The organism is Geotalea daltonii FRC-32 (assembly GCF_000022265.1).
GTDB classification, from domain to species: Bacteria; Desulfobacterota; Desulfuromonadia; order Geobacterales; family Geobacteraceae; genus Geotalea; species Geotalea daltonii.
On sequence record NC_011979.1, the window covers coordinates 1207772 to 1223677 of the forward strand.

Sequence of the window (15906 nt, forward strand, 5' to 3'; positions counted from 1 at the left end):
CATATAAAAAAGGAGCCTGCACGAGGCTCCCTTTTTACTTTATGTTGGATGGTCTATTTGAGAATAACGAATTCGGCTCTTCTGTTTTGCGCCCACGCAGCTTCGTCATGACCCGGGTCAGCAGGCTTTTCCTTGCCGAAACTGATAACGCTCAGCTGGCTGGCGGGTATGCCGAGGGTAACAAGATAATTCACTGCAGACTTGGCGCGCTTTTCTCCAAGGGCCAGGTTGTATTCATCAGAACCGCGCTCGTCGCAGTGACCCTCGATCTGAACTTTGACCTGTTTGTTTTTCTCCAGCCACTGGGCATTCTTGGACAGGGTGTCTCGGGCCGCCGGCGAGAGGACGAAAGAATCGAAATCAAAGAGGACTTTTTCCAGTTCGGTGGCGGCGATAACTGTCGGAGCTTGTTCCTTGACGGTCGATTCAGCCGTTGTCGTCGGTGCCTCCTGGATAGGTTGTTCCTTGACGGTTTCACTGGGGGCGGGCTTGGCAGGTGGGGTTACGGCAGGCTTTTCCGTCGTAACCGGTGGTACAGTCGCCTCTTCAGCTTTTACCATCTCCTTCTTGGCACAGCCACCGCATAAAAGAGCACCGCAAAACAAAACCGTCACCAAGCCTACCATACCCTTACGCATTTCTTCTCTCCTTTTAATTACAGTTTTAAGAACAGAGGATCGACTCCTCGCAAAGTCAAAAACTAGATGGATTATACATAAGTCTAAGGCAATTTCAACAAGTGACTTAAGAAATATAAATGAAACCGGAACTCACCAGCGTGGCGACCAGGTGGGATGAGAATCGGCACTGCTGCCGCGGGATACCCTCACCTGCCCAGTGCCGTCGTTTCTCATCACGTATATCCCTTCTTTTCCTGCCCTGCTTGAGCTGAAGACGATGAACCGGCCATCCGGCGACCATCTTGGATGCTCGTTGCTTCCATCGGAGGTGAGCTTGATGTCATTGCTTCCGTCCACGTTTATGACATGGATCTGGAACCCTCCCTCCTGGCGGCAGTAGGCTATGGTGTTTCCCTTTGGAGACCAGCGCGGGCTGACGTTGTATGTGCCGCTGGTCGTGAGGCGGGTAACGTGGGAGCCGTCGGCATTCATGACGAAAATCTGCGGTTTCCCCAGGCGGTCCGATACGAAGGCGATGCGGGACCCGTCGGGAGACCATGCCGGAGAGACATCGATGGCCTCATTTTTGGTGAGCCTGACCACCTGTTTGCCATCTTTGGAAATAGTGTAGATCTCGGAGTTGCCATCCTTGCTCATGGCCAAAGCTATCCTGGTGCCGTCCGGAGACCATGCGCCGGTCACGTTGATGCCGGGATGGGAGGAAATCCGTGCCTCGGCGCCGGTGAGCAGTTCCCGTCGATAGAGATCGGGATTGCGCCTCTTGTAGGAGGTATAGATGAGTTCCTTGCCGCTTGGTGAAAAATCGGGATTGAGGTTGATGGAGCCGTTCTTGGTAAGGCGCTGCACATTATACCCATCGTAGTCCATCAAATAGATTTCCTTGTTGCCTGATGCCGTGGAGACGAAGGCCGTCTTGCCGGTGAATGGACCAGTTTCCCCGGTTGTGGCCGAAAGTATCTCGTTGCTGAACATGTGGACGATCTTGCGTTGATCGGTGCGCTTGCCCGTAAAGCGTTTTACCACCAATTCCTTGCCACGGCTGACATCGAAGAACCTGAACTCCATGGTGATGGTTGCACCGTTGTCGATGTAGCCGCTCTTTACCAGCAGATTTGCACCTGCAGCCTGCCATGGGGCCAGGTCGAATTCTCCCGAGCGGATGCCGGTCCGTGTTTCACCAGGGGGAGAGGGCATCACGGTAAATTGACCGGCCAGCGTCAGGTCGAAGGCGAAAATGTCAGTTATCGTTTTGTCCAGTTCGGCGTTATGAGTGCCGGACAAGGGGACGGGAGGGGCGATGGCAAGTTGTGGTTGCCGATTGCCGGGGGCGGTAACCTCCAGATAGTCCTGGGCCAAATTCAAGCCAGGCAGGCAGAGCAGCATTATGAGGATGAAAAATTTTTTCAATTTTTACCTACCCCTTGAGGTTTGAAAACGAAACCGTGTTCATAGCTACCGCCACCGGGCGGCGGCCTGAAATCCCTTTCGGCCCTGCTTATGGCCCGCTCGACGGCATTATTGAACATTATATCATTCGAGCTGCGCTCGAAACGTTTGCTGATAATTTTTCCGTTGCGGCCGATGGTCAGCTTTACTTCCACGACCTTGTTCCTGTCGGGTTTGAAAGTATCCTCCTGTCGGAAGGCATCTTCAAGACGTGAGCGGATGTAGTTGGAATAGTCGCTTCCTGCTTCAGTACCGGTAGCTGCAGGCATGCCAGTCGGCCCTTTGCCGATGCCGGCGGCCCTTTTTCTTGCGGCTTCCAGAGCGGCTGCCTGATGTCGAGCTTCATTTTCCCGCTCAAGTTTTGCCAGACGCTCTTCGAATTCCCGCGCTGTCTCAACTCCTGCTGCAGTTTTCGGCTGCGGTTTGCCTGCTTCTTTTGGAGCAGGTTTTGTGGAGGGCAGCTTCATCTGCTGTGATTCCGTTGTCGGTGGGGAAGGTTCAGTGACGGGAACGGAGGCAGGAGAGCCGCCGGCCGGAGTTCCTGCCTGGGGACTTGCCACCGGCAGACTGACCACATCCACATAATAAACGGGGGTGTTATCAGTATACAGACCCGGCAGGAAGTTGAATCGGGTGATTATGAGAAAAATTACCAGGTGGAAGAGGAAGGAACAGACCAGCATTCCTCCCGGTCCCGGCTCTTTTCTTTTCAGTGTGCGTTTCATTTGCCTTGGGCAGGCTCCGTGACCATGCCGAGACGTTCGATGCCGGCACCTTTGATTTCAGCCATGGTTTTTACCACTTCACCATAGGGAACATCCTTGTCCGCCTTGAGAAAAACCTCTTTCTTTGCTCTTGACGCAAACATGCCTGCCAATCTTGTCTTGAGCTCACCCTGAGGCACTTCCGCCTTGTTGATGAATATACTGCCCGACCTTTCCAGGGTGACAATGACCGTCTCTTCCTGGGGGGCCAGTGCCTTCGTGTCCGCCTTGGGGAGGTTGACCTGCACCCCTTGCTGCATCATGGGTGCGGTAACCATGAAGATCACCAGAAGGACGAGCATGACGTCAACCAATGGCGTGACGTTGATCTGTGACATGGTGGAGCGGCCGTTGTTGTCCCTGCTTCCCAGTTCCATCCTGCTCTCCTATTTGCCGGTGAAGGTGCGCTGGACAATGTTGAGGAATTCCGTGGAAAAGCTGTCCATCTCGCCGATCAGAACACGGATTTTTTGTTGAAAATGGTTATATCCCATAACGGCTGGTATGGCGGCAACCAGGCCAATTGCCGTCGCGATCAAGGCCTCGGCAATGCCTGGCGCGACAACGGCAAGTGATGCGGAGCCGGTTTCGCCGATCCCCTTGAAAGCGGTCATGATGCCCCAGACCGTGCCGAAAAGTCCGATAAATGGAGCAGTGGAGCCGGTAGTCGCCAGGAATGTCAGGTATTTTTCCAGTCTGGTTATTTCCGAAGTCGTGGCGCGGCGCAAGGCACGGGTTATGTTGTCGATTCCTGCCAGATCGGTACTGATGACATTAGGGTCCTGTTTTTCCTCTCCCTTTTCCATGAGCTTCTTCAGCTCACCATAGCCTTCATTGAAAAGCACGGTGAGGGGTGAATTGGCAAAACGGTCCAACTGGGCATTGATGGCGTCGAAGCGTTTGGCTTTCCAGAAAAATTCCAGGAAACGTTCTGACTCGTTATTCGCCCGGTGCACTTGTAACAGCTTGTAAAAGATAATAGCCCAGGAGACGACTGAAAAGTAAAGGAGAACAAAGAGTACCAGTTTTACGACCAGTCCGGTTGTGGCGAAAAATTCCAAGGCTTGTTACCTCCTGATTCCGATGCAGAATTTGCTGTCTGTGGCGATAAAGTCCAATACATAAGCCTTCCGCAAGCCGAAGTCAACACGATTTTTCTGCTTGAATCCATATTGGAAAGGTTAATAGTACTCAGGTTTTCGATCGGGGAAGCAGGTGATCTGCTGACGCCAGCTCTCCATATGGGCAAAATCCAGGACAGCCGTGGGTTCGCAGCTTTCATAGCCCCCCTCGGCGAGGATCTCTCCCTTGGGGCCGATGATCATGCTGGTGCCGAAGAAGTCCAGCTTTCCCATCACCCCGCAGGCGTTGGCTGCAACGATAAAGAGCTGGTTTTCGATTGCCCTCCCCAGAAGAAGCAGCCGCCAGTGTTCCTGCCGCGGCTTGGGCCATTCGCCGGGCACGACGATAATCTCTGCCCCTTCCACCGCAAGGCGCCGGGGCAGCTCGGGAAAGCGCAGGTCATAACAGATAATGACGCCGATCTTTCCCAGACTGGTATCGGCCAACAGCCACGAATCGCCGCCGGTAAAGGCCCGGTCCTCGTTCATCAGGGAAAAGAGGTGGATCTTCCGATATTTCCCCACCAGTTTGCCCTGATCAAGGACATAGGCCGTATTGCAGACCTTGTCCCCTTCCGGTTCGGGCAGGCTCCCCACCAGCACCATGCCCAGTTCCGCCGAAAGGCGGCCCATCTCCTCCACCACCTCGGGAGTCCGTCTGGCCAGTTCGTTCAATTCCCTGTAGGCAAAGCCGCAGCTCCACATCTCCGGCAGCACCGCCAGCTGCACCCCTTCCCCATGCAGCCGGTGCAGTGCTTCTCGCACATGCTCCACGTTGGCATCTATATCTCCAATCTTGATAGTGAACTGCACCGCGGCAGCCTTGATCTGCTTGCTCATAGGCGACCTCCTCCATAAATAAAATTTCATTATGATGTGGGGAAGTTTAATGCAAATAAACATCTATTTCAAGAGGAGTTAAATTTGGACATTTGCCGTTCCTATGGATTATCATTTCCTTATGCACGTTTCTCTCTACATCCATTTCCCTTTTTGTCTGAAGAAATGTCTCTATTGCGATTTCGATTCCGTTGCCGGTTCCCTGGTCTCGCCTGATGAGTATGTGGCGGCGGTGGTGCGGGAGATGGAGCTTCGGGCGGCAAAACTCGCCGCGCCGGTTTCTGCGCCGACTCTTTATTTTGGCGGCGGCACCCCATCGCTGATGGCGCCGCAGCTGGTGGGGCGGATAATCGATACCGCGGCGCGCCTCTATGGATTGAACTCCGATGGGGAGATTACCATTGAGGCGAACCCCGGCACGGTGACGGCGGAAAAACTTGCCGGCTATCGTGCTGCGGGGATAAACCGTTTGTCCCTGGGGGTGCAGGCGCTTGATGATGCGCTTTTGCAGCAACTTGGTCGTGTCCATAGTGTGGAAGAATCGCTAGCCGCCTATAAGGCCGCGAGAAAAGTCGGCTTTGATAACATCGGTATCGATCTCATCCACTCGCTTCCCGGCCAGAGCCTGACCATGTGGGAAAAAGCTCTTGATGAGGCAATCAGACTTGGCCCGGAGCACATTTCCGCCTATAGCCTCAGCGTCGAGGAGGGGACTCCGTTTGCAGCCATGTTCGAGGCTGGGGATCTTAGCCTGCCCCACGAGGATGAAGCGACAGCCATGTTCGAGGCTACCAGGTATTTGCTTGCCTTGCATGGTTACGAGCATTACGAAATCTCCAACTTTGCCCGGCCCCTTTTCAGGTCCCGTCATAATCAGGTTTACTGGCGGCGTGGCAACTATCTCGGTTTCGGCGCCGGTGCCCATTCATTCCTGCGCGAACCCGGTTGGGGCTTGAGGTGGGTTAATCCCCGCAACCATACCGCCTACCTTGCTGCAATGCAGCAAGACCATCTGCAGGAGGAAGAGCTGCAGCAACTTGCGCGTCGGGATGCTCTTGCCGAGGTATTTTTCCTTGGGTTGCGCCTGCTGAAAGGGATTGATATGCTTGATGCCATCGAGGAATTCGGCCCTGTTGTTGAGGAAGAATACGGTGGCCTTATCGGTGAGCTTGAAGTCAAGGGGCTGCTGGTGAAGTCGGGTCGCCTCATTGCTATCCCCCCAGACAAAATTATCTTTGCCAACCAGATTTTCTCCAGCTTTATCTAGTTTCCATCCGGAAAGGGTGCTTTTTTGCCCTGGCGGCGTCAATCTGCGGGCTTACTTGTGCGACGTACCGATGTACGTCTCCACGCAAGCCCTTGATTTCCTTGCCAGAACAAAAAATTCCCTCTTTCCGAATCGGAAACCACTAGTTTCTCATCCGGAGTTTCCGGATGGAAACTATCTAGCAGGACTTGCAAGCTGTCAAACCCCATCAAAAGGGGGGAAAATCCCTTGACAAAGACCAATCCGGTTGTTATTTTGACAACATTAGCACTCAAATTCTTTGAGTGCTAATGTGCTTTAAAGAGGTACACTTATGGATGAGCAGCTTTCTCCCCGAGGCAGGCAGATTCTCGAAGCGATCATCGAGGATTATATCGTCACGGCGGAGCCGGTCGGTAGCAGGACCATCACTCGCAGGCACCCCATGGCGCTTTCCCCGGCTACGGTGAGAAATGTCATGGCTGACCTGGAGGAGATGGGTTTTCTTGCTTCGCCTCATACTTCAGCCGGGCGTATACCCACTGACAAGGCTTACCGGTTCTACGTGAACTCGCTACTGTCGGTGAGGAACATTGGCCGTGACGAGCAGGAGGAGATTCTCAGGCGCTGTTCCGTGACAGGCAAGGATATGGCGGAGGTGCTCAAGGAAACGAGCCGGATGCTCTCCTCCACCTCCCATTATATGGGTATTGTCGTTGCCCCGCGCTTCGATGCCAATGTTTTCCGTCAGATCGAGTTCGTCAAGCTGGGGAGCAGGCGCTTGCTGGCGATCCTTGTTTCTCAGAATGGCACGGTGCAGAACCGGATTATCGAAGCGGACGAGGATATACCCGCTGATGACCTGGTTAAGATGTCCAATTACCTGAATGACCTGCTTGAAGGGCTCACCATCGCCCAGGTCCGGTCTAAGCTTTTGCAGGAGATGCAGAGCGACAAGGCGAAATACGATCGGTTCATGGCACGGGCACTGTCCCTCTCCACCAAGACGGTCGACGAGGACGTTGCCGAGGTCTTTATCGAGGGGCAGGTAAATATTTTTGATCAGCCGGAATTCGCCGATGTGGCAAAGATGAAGGAGATATTCCGCACCTTCGAGAAAAAAAGCACCATCCTGCAGCTGTTCGATCGGGCCATTGCCGCTGAAGGTGTGCAGATATACATTGGCGCCGAATCCCACTTGAGCGACATGCCGGGAATGAGCCTCATCACTTCTACCTATGTAACCGGCCAAAATACTCTGGGGGTGCTGGGAGTGGTCGGTCCCACGAGAATGGGCTATGCCAAGGTTATTCCCATCGTGGATTATACGGCAAAGCTGGTGAGCAGGTTGTTGGAGATGGAATAAACAACAATTACACTTAAGCACATGGTCAAGGAGATTATCAACAGTGGATAAGAAGAAACACAGTGCTAGTTCGATCAGCGAAGCTCTCAAGGAAAAGGCTTCTACAGCTGAAGAATCCGAAAAACAAGAAGGGGCGGAATCAGCTGACCTGACTGAAACAGAGCCCGATAAACTAGCAGAGATGGAAAATGCATTAAAAGCTAAAGAAGCTGAGGCAGCGGCAAACTGGGATAAATATCTCCGTGAGCGGGCTGACCTGGAGAATTACCGGAAAAGGGTGCAGAAGGAGAAGGAAGAGTTGCTCAAGTACGGCAATGAGTCGCTGATTCTAGAGATTCTCCCTGCCATTGATAACATGGAGCGTGCCCTTGAGCACGCCAGCGAAGAAAGCATGGCAGCTATCATAGAAGGGATCAAACTGACTTTGAGCATGCTCCAGTCGACCCTGAAGAAATTCGGTGTCACCCCGGTGCAGTCTGGGCCGGGTACCGCCTTCGATCCCGCTTTTCATCAGGCCATGAGCCAGGTGGAGTCCGCTGAACAGGAACCCAATACCATCGTAGCCGAGTTCCAGAAGGGCTACCTGCTCAACGAGCGGTTGTTGAGGCCGGCCCTGGTCTCGGTGGCCAAATAAAGGCAGGTTCGAGGTGCAATGTTCGACGTTAAAGGCTGAATTCCGAACTTCGAACCTCGAACTTCGAACCTCGAACCTCGAACTTTTTTTTGCTGTCCCCTTGCTTTTTGCCGGGGTGATGACTAGCTTTTAGATACAGATATTCAAAAGGAGGAGTTTAAATGAGCAAAGTTATAGGAATAGACCTGGGAACCACCAACTCCTGCGTCGCAATCATGGAGGGTGGCGAACCCATTGTTATAGCCAATGCCGAAGGAAGCCGCACAACCCCTTCAATGGTGGCAATCACCGACAGCGGTGAGCGTCTGGTCGGCCAGCAGGCCAAGCGCCAGGCTGTAACCAACCCGGAGAACACCCTCTTTGCCATAAAGCGTCTCATTGGCCGCAAGTTCGAATCGGAGGCGGTGAAAAAAGACATTGCCATCTCTCCCTTCAAGATCGTCAAGGCCGATAATGCCGACGCCTGGGTGGAGGTACGGGGGCAGAAGTATTCACCTCCCGAGATTTCAGCCATGGTACTGCAGAAAATGAAGAAGACCGCCGAGGATTACCTGGGTGAGACGGTGACCGATGCGGTCATTACCGTACCGGCGTATTTCGACGACTCCCAGCGCCAGGCCACCAAGGATGCCGGCAAGATCGCCGGCCTGAACGTGCTGCGTATCATTAACGAGCCGACTGCGGCCGCTCTTGCCTATGGCCTTGACAAGAAGAAGGACGAGAAAATTGCCGTTTTCGACCTGGGTGGCGGTACTTTCGATATTTCCATTCTTGAACTGGGTGAAGGGGTTTTCGAGGTCAAGTCCACCAATGGGGATACATTCCTGGGAGGTGAGGATTTCGACCAGAACGTCATCGACTGGATTGCTGACGAATTCAAGAAGGATCAGGGTATCGACCTCAGGAACGACAAAATGGCACTGCAGCGTCTGAAAGAGGCTGCGGAGAAAGCCAAGTGCGAGCTTTCTTCCTCCATGGAGACCGATATCAACCTGCCGTTCATCACCGCTGATGCCAGCGGTCCAAAGCATCTCAACCTGAAGCTTACCCGTGCAAAACTGGAAGCGATCTGCGCCAATCTCATCGACAAGCTGGAAGGCCCGTGCCGTACCGCCCTCAAGGATGCGGGGCTTTCTCCAAGCGACATCGACGAGGTGATTCTGGTCGGCGGCATGACCCGTATGCCAATCGTTCAGAAAAGAGTCCAGGACATCTTCGGCAAGGTGCCCAACCGGGGTGTCAATCCTGACGAAGTTGTGGCCATAGGTGCTGCTATCCAGGGTGGAGTGCTCAAGGGTGACGTGAAGGACGTGCTGCTTCTGGACGTAACGCCACTTTCCCTGGGTATCGAAACCTTGGGCGGGGTTATGACCAGGCTGATCGAGAAGAACTCCACCATTCCCTGCCGCAAGAGCCAGATCTTCTCCACTGCCGCCGATAACCAGCCGGCAGTGAGCATCCATGTGCTCCAGGGTGAAAGGGAAATGGCCGGCGACAACAAGACCCTCGGCAACTTTGAATTGACCGGCATTCCCGCCGCACCCCGCGGTGTACCCCAGATCGAGGTCACTTTCGACATCGACGCCAACGGCATCGTTCACGTTTCGGCTAAGGACCTGGGCACCGGCAAGGAGCAGTCGATCCGCATCACCGCATCTTCCGGCCTTTCCAAGGAAGAGATCGACAAGATGGTTCGCGAGGCAGAATCACATGCCTCAGAGGACAAGAAGAAGAGAGAACTCATCGAAGCCCGCAACCAGGCCGACAGCCTTGTCTATTCAACGGAGAAGTCCCTCAGCGAGTTCGGCGACAAGATCGATGCTGCCGAGAAACAGAAAATCGAGGAGGGTCTGGCTGCCCTGAAAAAGGCCATGGAAGGCAACGACGCTGATGCCATAAAGAAGGCGAGCGACGAATTGATGCAGGCTTCCCATAAACTTGCCGAGGCAGTTTACGCCAAGGCCCAGCCCGCCGGCGAGGAACAGGCTGGTGCTGCAGCCCACGAAGGTGAGGCAAAAGGGGAAAAGGTCGTCGATGCCGACTTCGAGGAAGTGAAGGAAGACAAGAAATAAACCGGCTGCGACCTGCCGGGTTTAAAAATAGGGGCGACGCTTGCGTTCGCCCCTATACGTATTTATGAAAGGGCTCTTTTTCGCTCTGGCGCTGTCAATCGGCGGTCTCGCCTGTGCGACGTACTCATCCCCCTTCTATCTTCCCCCCATAAGGGGGGATGCAAAGAATGCTCTCTCCCTCTGGGAGAGAGATAGAGAGAGAGAGGGTCCGTACGTCTCCGGGCAATCCCGGTTTTCTTGCCGGAACAAAAAATCTCTCCTTTCAAGGCTACTTAAAAAGGGAAAAGGAACGAAAACTTGGCAAACGGTGATAAACGCGACTATTACGAGGTGCTGGAGGTAAACCGCAACGCCTCTGAAACCGAGATCAAGAAGGCATACCGGCGTCTGGCGATTCAGCATCACCCTGACAAAAATCCCGGGGACAAGGCGGCGGAAGACAGATTCAAGGAACTGACGGAAGCTTACGAAGTACTCTCCGACTCGCAGAAAAGGGCTACCTATGATCAATTCGGCCATGCCGGCATGGCTGGGGGTGGATTTTCCTCCGGCGGCTTCGGTTTCGGAGCCGGTTCCCCCTTTGGTGACATCTTCGGTGACATCTTTGGCGATGTCTTCGGCGGCAGGCCGCGCAGCCGCGGCAAGCGTGGAGATGACCTGCTCTATAACATGGAGATAACCTTTGAAGAGGCTGCCTTCGGCGTCGAGAAGAAGGTAGAGGTTCCCTATGCCAAGCGTTGCGAAAGCTGCGGCGGCAGCGGCGCCAAAGTCGGTACCGAGCCTAAAACTTGTCCTACCTGCCGAGGTGCCGGCCAGGTCCGCTTTCAGCAGGGCTTCTTCAGCGTCAGTAAAACCTGTAGCCATTGTAACGGGGAAGGGAAAGTGGTGGACAATCCCTGTCCCGATTGCCGGGGAGCCGGAACGGTAAGGGATAAGAAGACTTTGTCGGTGAAGGTTCCGGCCGGGGTCGAAACTGGCAATCGGCTCAAGCTTTCCGGCGAGGGGGGGCAAGGCTCCAAGGGGGGCTCAAACGGCGACCTGTATGTGGCCCTTGCCGTCAGGGAACATCCCATATTCAAGCGGGAAAACAACGACGTCGTTTGCGAGATCCCCATCAGCTACACTCAGGCTGCACTGGGCTGCGAGTTGGAAATTCCCACCCTGGACGGCAAGGCCAATCTGAAAATACCGGAGGGTACCCAATCGGGCAAGCTGTTCCGCATTCGTGGCAAGGGGATTCAGGTGCTGCAGGGATACGGCAGGGGAGATCACCTGGTCATAATCAAGGTGGAAACGCCGACCAATCTGACCAAGCAGCAAAAGGAACTGTTGGAAGAGTTTGCCAGGATCAGCGGCGAGGATGTGAACCCCATGCGGAAAAACTTCTTCTCCAAGGTTATGGACCTGCTCCATTGAACGGCGTAAGGGGAATCGGCATCAGATCAGGGATGGCTGTGGCGGTTTTCGCCATGGCCATTCTTTGTCTAACTCCTTTGTCGACAAATGCCGGTGGCAGTCATACGGCCAGCACCACCCTGCTGCGTAATCAGGAGTATGGCGATGCCCTGGTGAAAGGCCTCAGGGATGCCCGCCGTAGTGTTATCTGTTCCTTTTACCTGTTCAAGGTCACCGAAGCGCGCAACAATCGACCGAGAACCATCGTTGCCGAGCTGATCAAGGCTGCCCGGCGCGGCGTGGATGTAACAGTTATCCTGGAAACGAGCAATGATCTGAAAGACAAGCTCAATGATGAAAACCGAAAGACAGCGGCTCTTCTTACCAAAGGGGGAGTCAAGGTCTTCTTCGATCTGCCCGGCGTAACCAGCCATCTTAAAACTGCCGTCATAGACAGCCGTTATGTTTTTATCGGCAGCCACAACCTTACCCAAAGCGCCCTGCAGTACAATAACGAACTTTCGGTCATGATCGATTCTCCTGAGATGGCAGCGGAGATCAAAACATACCTGAACCGCCTCTAGACTTACAACCTCCAGCCATACCCTTCCACCGCCAGCTGTGCCGATAAAAATACTTGCTTTACCCTATTAAGTGGTATACTTCCACCGTCAATTTTCCACTTCATGTCAAACAGCTAACCAATAGCCAAGGCCAACTATGGATAGAGCCGAATTGAAACTCCTGCTGCAAAAGGTGAAAGAAAATCGAATCAATGTTGATGAGGCGCTGAAGTGCCTCAGGCACCTGCCATACGAGGAACTGGATTGCGCGACGGTGGATCATCACCGCGCCCTGCGCCAGGGCTTTCCCGAGGTAATTTTTGGTGAAAGCAAAACGGTGGGGCAGATGGAGCAGATTATCATGGCTCTCCTGGGCAAAGGGAACAATGTCCTGGCAACGCGGGTTGATGGAGAAAAGGGGGCGGCGCTGATGCACAAATTCCCGGTGGCCAGTTATCACAGGGAATCGCGCTGCCTGACCATCGAGCAGAAGCCGGTGGAGGCCAAGGGGAGGGGCAAGATCGTCGTCATTTCTGCCGGCACCTCCGACATGCCGGTTGCCGGGGAAGCTGTGATAACAGCACGGATTATGGGCAACGAAGTAGAAACGCTCTTCGATGTGGGGGTGGCTGGGCTGCACCGGTTGCTAGCCAGGAAGGAATTGCTTTTCTCCGCTTCGGTGATCATCGTCGTCGCCGGCATGGAAGGGGCACTCCCTTCCGTTGTCGGTGGTCTGGTGGACAAGCCGGTCATTGCCGTTCCCACGTCTGTCGGCTACGGGGCATCCTTCGGCGGAGTCGCAGCCCTGCTTGGCATGCTCAACTCCTGTGCTGCCGGGGTAACGGTGGTCAATATCGACAACGGCTTCGGCGCTGCCTATGCTGCCAGTCTCATAAACAGGGAATCCTCTTCTACAATATAACTACGGAGAATGGCTTGAAGGTTTTGTTTTTCGATTGTTTTGCCGGGATTGCCGGGGATATGACGGTGGCTGCGATGGTTGAGCTGGGCCTGCCCCTTGAACATCTACGCCGGGAGCTTGCCCGGCTGGGCCTGCCTGCCTCCACCTATGAACTGGCTGTGGAACCGGTCAGGAGAAAGGGGGTCGCCGCCAGTCATTTTGAAGTGCGGGTTGAGCAGGATCAGCCCCACCGCCATTATGCAGACATAGCTGCCATGATCGATGGAAGCTCTCTTGCTGCGACGGTAAAGGACAAGGCGCAGCGTATCTTCCGCCGAATTGCTGAAGCAGAGGCGAAGGTGCATGGCATGGAGATAGGCCATGTGCACTTTCACGAGGTTGGTGCCGTCGATTCCATTATCGATATTGTTGGAGCTGCCATTGGTCTCGATTACCTGGGGATTGAGGCGGTCTATGTCTCGCCACTCCCCTTGGGGAGCGGCTATATCGAAACGGCCCATGGCAGGCTTCCGGTACCTGCACCGGCAACGGCAGAGCTTCTCAAAGGTCTTCCTGTCCATGGCAATATCGGCTCCGGTGAACGGGTCACTCCCACCGGCGCGGCCATTGTTGCTGCCCTGGGCACTGCCTTTGGCAGTCACCCCCCCATGGAAATCAGGTCCATCGGCTATGGGGCCGGCAGCAAGGATTTTGCAGACATGCCGAACCTGTTGCGCCTGGTTTTGGGGGAGACTGCAGAAACTCTGCAGCGGGACGAAATCGTTGTGCTTGAAACAAATATCGACGATATGAACCCGGAACTCCTCGGCTTCCTCATGGAGCGTCTTTTTGAAAAGGGGGCACTGGATGTAACCTTTTCTCCGCTGCAGATGAAGAAAAACCGGCCGGGAACCCTAGTTACGGTCATTACCCCCTGTGCCAAACGCGATGAACTGGCACGGCTTATCCTGTCAGAATCAACAGCTATTGGTGTCCGCTATTACCCTGCGCAGCGGCTGATCCTTTCACGAACCGTCGAGGAACGGCTGACCAGCCTGGGGCCGGTGAAAGTCAAGGTGGTCACGGATGATGCCCTGCTCAGGCGTGTGGTGCCCGAGTTCGAGGAATGCCGGCGTCTTACCGCGGAAAAGGGCCTGCCGCTCATGGATGTCTACCGCATAGTCGAACGCGAGGTGGCGGGAACATGAGGCGCTTTGTCATCCTTTCCGCAACCTGGTTCGGTACCGGCTTCAGCCCTGTGGCCTCGGGTACGGTCGGTACCCTGGCTGCCATCCCCCTTTATCTGGTCCTGGCCAGGCTGTCGCTTCCCCTTTATCTGCTCACCTTGCTGGGCTTTTTCTTCTATGCCTGCTGGGCTTCGGACCGGGCGGAGGTTATTTTTGGTGAGAAGGATTCGGGAAAGATCGTCATTGACGAGGTTATCGGCTTTCTCATTACAATGACCGGCGTCCCCTGCAGCTGGCAAGGAATTGTTGCAGGCTTTTTCCTGTTTCGCTTTTTCGATATCACCAAGATTCCGCCGGCCCGCTTCTTCGACCGCCGGGTGAAAAACGGTTACGGCGTGGTGCTGGATGACGTGGTGGCCGGTATTTATGCTGCCATTGTCCTGCATCTGCTGCTGAGGTTCATGTGAGAGCTGCCATTCTTTCCATCGGTGATGAACTGCTTCTGGGAGAGGTGGTGGATACTAATGCCTCCACTATTGCGGCGCGGCTTTATAATCTGGGAGTCAACCTGCCGCTGCAGATGACGGTGGGGGACAACATCCAGGATATTGTCGAAGCCTGCCAGCTGCTGGCAGGGAAGAGTGATACCGTTATCGTCACCGGCGGCCTTGGTCCTACGGTGGATGATGTCACAGCCCTGGCTGCGGCAAAGCTTGCCGGTTCACCCCTGGAACCGAACCGGGAGGCGCTGGCTCATCTGAAAGATTTTGCCGAAAGAGTGGCAGAAAAGCTGCACCCGGCAAATGACAAGCAGTCGCTGATGCCGGCGAGCGCCAAGGTGATACCTAACTTGGTGGGTACCGCCTGCGGCTTCTCGCTGGTCCATGACGGCTGCAGATTTTTTTTCCTCCCCGGTGTTCCCGGCGAGATGGTCTCCATGCTCGATGAAACGGTGCTGCCGGCACTTGCTTCCTCCGGCAGGCACAAGATATTGCGGTCAAAAGTGTTCAAGGTTTCAGGTATATCCGAAGCAGAACTAGATGCGATGTTGCAGGGGGTGACGGAAGGTTTTGCCGCGGCCTCCATTGCCTTCTGCGTCAATTTTCCGGAAATTGAGGTAAAGATCAGGGTGGTGGCGGACGAAAAGCTAACTGCCGACAAAATTATCGCCATTGTCGGTGACAAGACCAGGAACATTTTGGGCAGCCGCGTTTTTGCCGAGGATGGCGAAACCATCGACACGGTGGTGGCCGGTCTTTTCAAAAAAACAGGAGCTACCCTGTCCCTGGCCGAATCCTGCACTGGCGGCCTCATTGCCAAACGCATTACCGACCTTTCCGGAAGTTCGGCATATTTTCTCGAAGGTCTTGTTACTTACAGCAACCGGGCCAAAATCGATCTGTTGGGCGTTCCCGCGCAACTTCTGGAAGAAAAAGGTGCAGTCAGTGCCGAGGTGGCAATGGCAATGGCTCGTGGAGCAAGGGAAAAATCCGGCAGTGATCTTGCCCTTGCCGTTACAGGTATCGCCGGTCCCGAGGGAGGCTCAGCGGAAAAGCCCGTCGGCACGGTTTTCATGGCACTTGCCGGCCAAGAGCAATGCCGGGTCAGGCTTTTTAATTTTCATGGTGACCGGGAGCAGGTTCGCCTGGTCACTTCGTTTGCCGCCCTTAACTGGCTGCGAAGGGAGCTGCTCGCCCGGCCATAACAAGCAACAACATGCAGCACGATGA

16 protein-coding genes are annotated in these 15906 nt (G+C 54.6%); 10 read left to right on the top strand and 6 right to left on the bottom strand.

All coding sequences use genetic code 11. The annotated features are described in order from the left end of the window. Positions 1 to 53: 53 nt before the first annotated feature. The 6 genes from pal to GEOB_RS05490 all read right to left on the bottom strand — a co-directional run bounded on the left by pal (position 54) and on the right by GEOB_RS05490 (position 4812). Positions 54 to 638 carry a peptidoglycan-associated lipoprotein Pal gene (gene pal / locus GEOB_RS05465; RefSeq protein WP_012646187.1) on the bottom strand — a complete coding sequence of 195 codons (585 nt, stop codon included), beginning with the start codon at positions 636 to 638 and terminating at the stop codon, positions 54 to 56. Positions 639 to 770: 132 nt separating this feature from the next. After that, on the bottom strand, positions 771 to 2024 hold the full coding sequence (gene tolB / locus GEOB_RS05470; RefSeq protein ID WP_041267360.1) for a Tol-Pal system beta propeller repeat protein TolB: 1254 nt from the start codon (positions 2022 to 2024) through the stop codon (positions 771 to 773). Between the two features lie 20 nt (positions 2025 to 2044). Continuing rightward, entirely contained in the window at positions 2045 to 2812 is a 768-nt protein-coding gene (locus GEOB_RS05475; protein WP_012646189.1) for an energy transducer TonB, read from the bottom strand. Next, positions 2809 to 3228 (bottom strand): protein TolR, encoded by a 420-nt coding sequence (tolR, locus tag GEOB_RS05480; protein WP_012646190.1) that lies wholly within the window; start codon positions 3226 to 3228, stop codon positions 2809 to 2811. The genes GEOB_RS05475 and tolR overlap by 4 nt, the downstream gene beginning before the upstream one ends. Positions 3229 to 3237: 9 nt before the next feature. Further along, complete coding sequence (gene tolQ / locus GEOB_RS05485; RefSeq protein ID WP_012646191.1) at positions 3238 to 3912, bottom strand: protein TolQ; 675 nt, start codon at positions 3910 to 3912, stop codon at positions 3238 to 3240. 120 nt (positions 3913 to 4032) lie between these two features. Next, positions 4033 to 4812 carry a carbon-nitrogen family hydrolase gene (locus GEOB_RS05490; protein WP_012646192.1) on the bottom strand — a complete coding sequence of 260 codons (780 nt, stop codon included), beginning with the start codon at positions 4810 to 4812 and terminating at the stop codon, positions 4033 to 4035. A gap of 121 nt (positions 4813 to 4933) precedes the next feature. Between GEOB_RS05490 and hemW the strand changes: the two genes are divergently transcribed. From hemW to GEOB_RS05540, 10 genes are all read left to right on the top strand, one after another. Next, positions 4934 to 6079 carry a radical SAM family heme chaperone HemW gene (hemW, locus tag GEOB_RS05495; protein WP_041267361.1) on the top strand — a complete coding sequence of 382 codons (1146 nt, stop codon included), beginning with the start codon at positions 4934 to 4936 and terminating at the stop codon, positions 6077 to 6079. A 313-nt stretch (positions 6080 to 6392) separates the two neighbouring features. Next, positions 6393 to 7424, top strand: a complete 1032-nt coding sequence (gene hrcA, locus GEOB_RS05500; RefSeq protein WP_012646194.1) for a heat-inducible transcriptional repressor HrcA — start codon at positions 6393 to 6395, stop codon at positions 7422 to 7424. Between the two features lie 43 nt (positions 7425 to 7467). Next, positions 7468 to 8058 (top strand): nucleotide exchange factor GrpE, encoded by a 591-nt coding sequence (grpE, locus tag GEOB_RS05505; RefSeq protein WP_012646195.1) that lies wholly within the window; start codon positions 7468 to 7470, stop codon positions 8056 to 8058. A 161-nt stretch (positions 8059 to 8219) separates the two neighbouring features. Further along, a complete protein-coding gene (gene dnaK, locus GEOB_RS05510; protein ID WP_012646196.1) occupies positions 8220 to 10130 on the top strand; it encodes a molecular chaperone DnaK in 1911 nt (636 codons plus the stop codon). 297 nt (positions 10131 to 10427) lie between these two features. Continuing rightward, entirely contained in the window at positions 10428 to 11546 is a 1119-nt protein-coding gene (gene dnaJ / locus GEOB_RS05515; protein WP_012646197.1) for a molecular chaperone DnaJ, read from the top strand. Beyond that, on the top strand, positions 11543 to 12109 hold the full coding sequence (locus GEOB_RS05520; RefSeq protein ID WP_230199018.1) for a phospholipase D-like domain-containing protein: 567 nt from the start codon (positions 11543 to 11545) through the stop codon (positions 12107 to 12109). Before dnaJ ends, GEOB_RS05520 begins: the two co-directional genes overlap by 4 nt. A 136-nt stretch (positions 12110 to 12245) precedes the next feature. Beyond that, positions 12246 to 13010: a nickel pincer cofactor biosynthesis protein LarB gene (gene larB, locus GEOB_RS05525; RefSeq protein WP_012646199.1), complete on the top strand. Its 765-nt coding sequence runs from the start codon at positions 12246 to 12248 to the stop codon at positions 13008 to 13010. Between the two features lie 14 nt (positions 13011 to 13024). Further along, entirely contained in the window at positions 13025 to 14197 is a 1173-nt protein-coding gene (gene larC, locus GEOB_RS05530) for a nickel pincer cofactor biosynthesis protein LarC (RefSeq protein ID WP_012646200.1), read from the top strand. Beyond that, positions 14194 to 14643, top strand: a complete 450-nt coding sequence (locus tag GEOB_RS05535) for a phosphatidylglycerophosphatase A family protein (RefSeq protein ID WP_012646201.1) — start codon at positions 14194 to 14196, stop codon at positions 14641 to 14643. Before larC ends, GEOB_RS05535 begins: the two co-directional genes overlap by 4 nt. Then, positions 14640 to 15881: a competence/damage-inducible protein A gene (locus GEOB_RS05540; protein WP_012646202.1), complete on the top strand. Its 1242-nt coding sequence runs from the start codon at positions 14640 to 14642 to the stop codon at positions 15879 to 15881. The genes GEOB_RS05535 and GEOB_RS05540 overlap by 4 nt, the downstream gene beginning before the upstream one ends. The last annotated feature ends 25 nt before the right edge of the window (positions 15882 to 15906 follow it).

Excerpts from the sequence above, each read along its gene's own strand:
- hemW (WP_041267361.1), top strand. The coding sequence starts at position 4,934 with ATGCACGTTTCTCTCTACATCCATTTCCCTTTTTGTCTGAAGAAATGT.
- dnaK (WP_012646196.1), top strand. The coding sequence starts at position 8,220 with ATGAGCAAAGTTATAGGAATAGACCTGGGAACCACCAACTCCTGCGTC.
- larB (WP_012646199.1), top strand. The coding sequence starts at position 12,246 with ATGGATAGAGCCGAATTGAAACTCCTGCTGCAAAAGGTGAAAGAAAAT.
- pal (WP_012646187.1), bottom strand. The coding sequence starts at position 638 with ATGCGTAAGGGTATGGTAGGCTTGGTGACGGTTTTGTTTTGCGGTGCT.
- GEOB_RS05535 (WP_012646201.1), top strand. The coding sequence starts at position 14,194 with ATGAGGCGCTTTGTCATCCTTTCCGCAACCTGGTTCGGTACCGGCTTC.
- GEOB_RS05490 (WP_012646192.1), bottom strand. The coding sequence starts at position 4,812 with ATGAGCAAGCAGATCAAGGCTGCCGCGGTGCAGTTCACTATCAAGATT.
- GEOB_RS05475 (WP_012646189.1), bottom strand. The coding sequence starts at position 2,812 with ATGAAACGCACACTGAAAAGAAAAGAGCCGGGACCGGGAGGAATGCTG.
- hrcA (WP_012646194.1), top strand. The coding sequence starts at position 6,393 with ATGGATGAGCAGCTTTCTCCCCGAGGCAGGCAGATTCTCGAAGCGATC.
- tolR (WP_012646190.1), bottom strand. The coding sequence starts at position 3,228 with ATGGAACTGGGAAGCAGGGACAACAACGGCCGCTCCACCATGTCACAG.
- tolB (WP_041267360.1), bottom strand. The coding sequence starts at position 2,024 with ATGCTGCTCTGCCTGCCTGGCTTGAATTTGGCCCAGGACTATCTGGAG.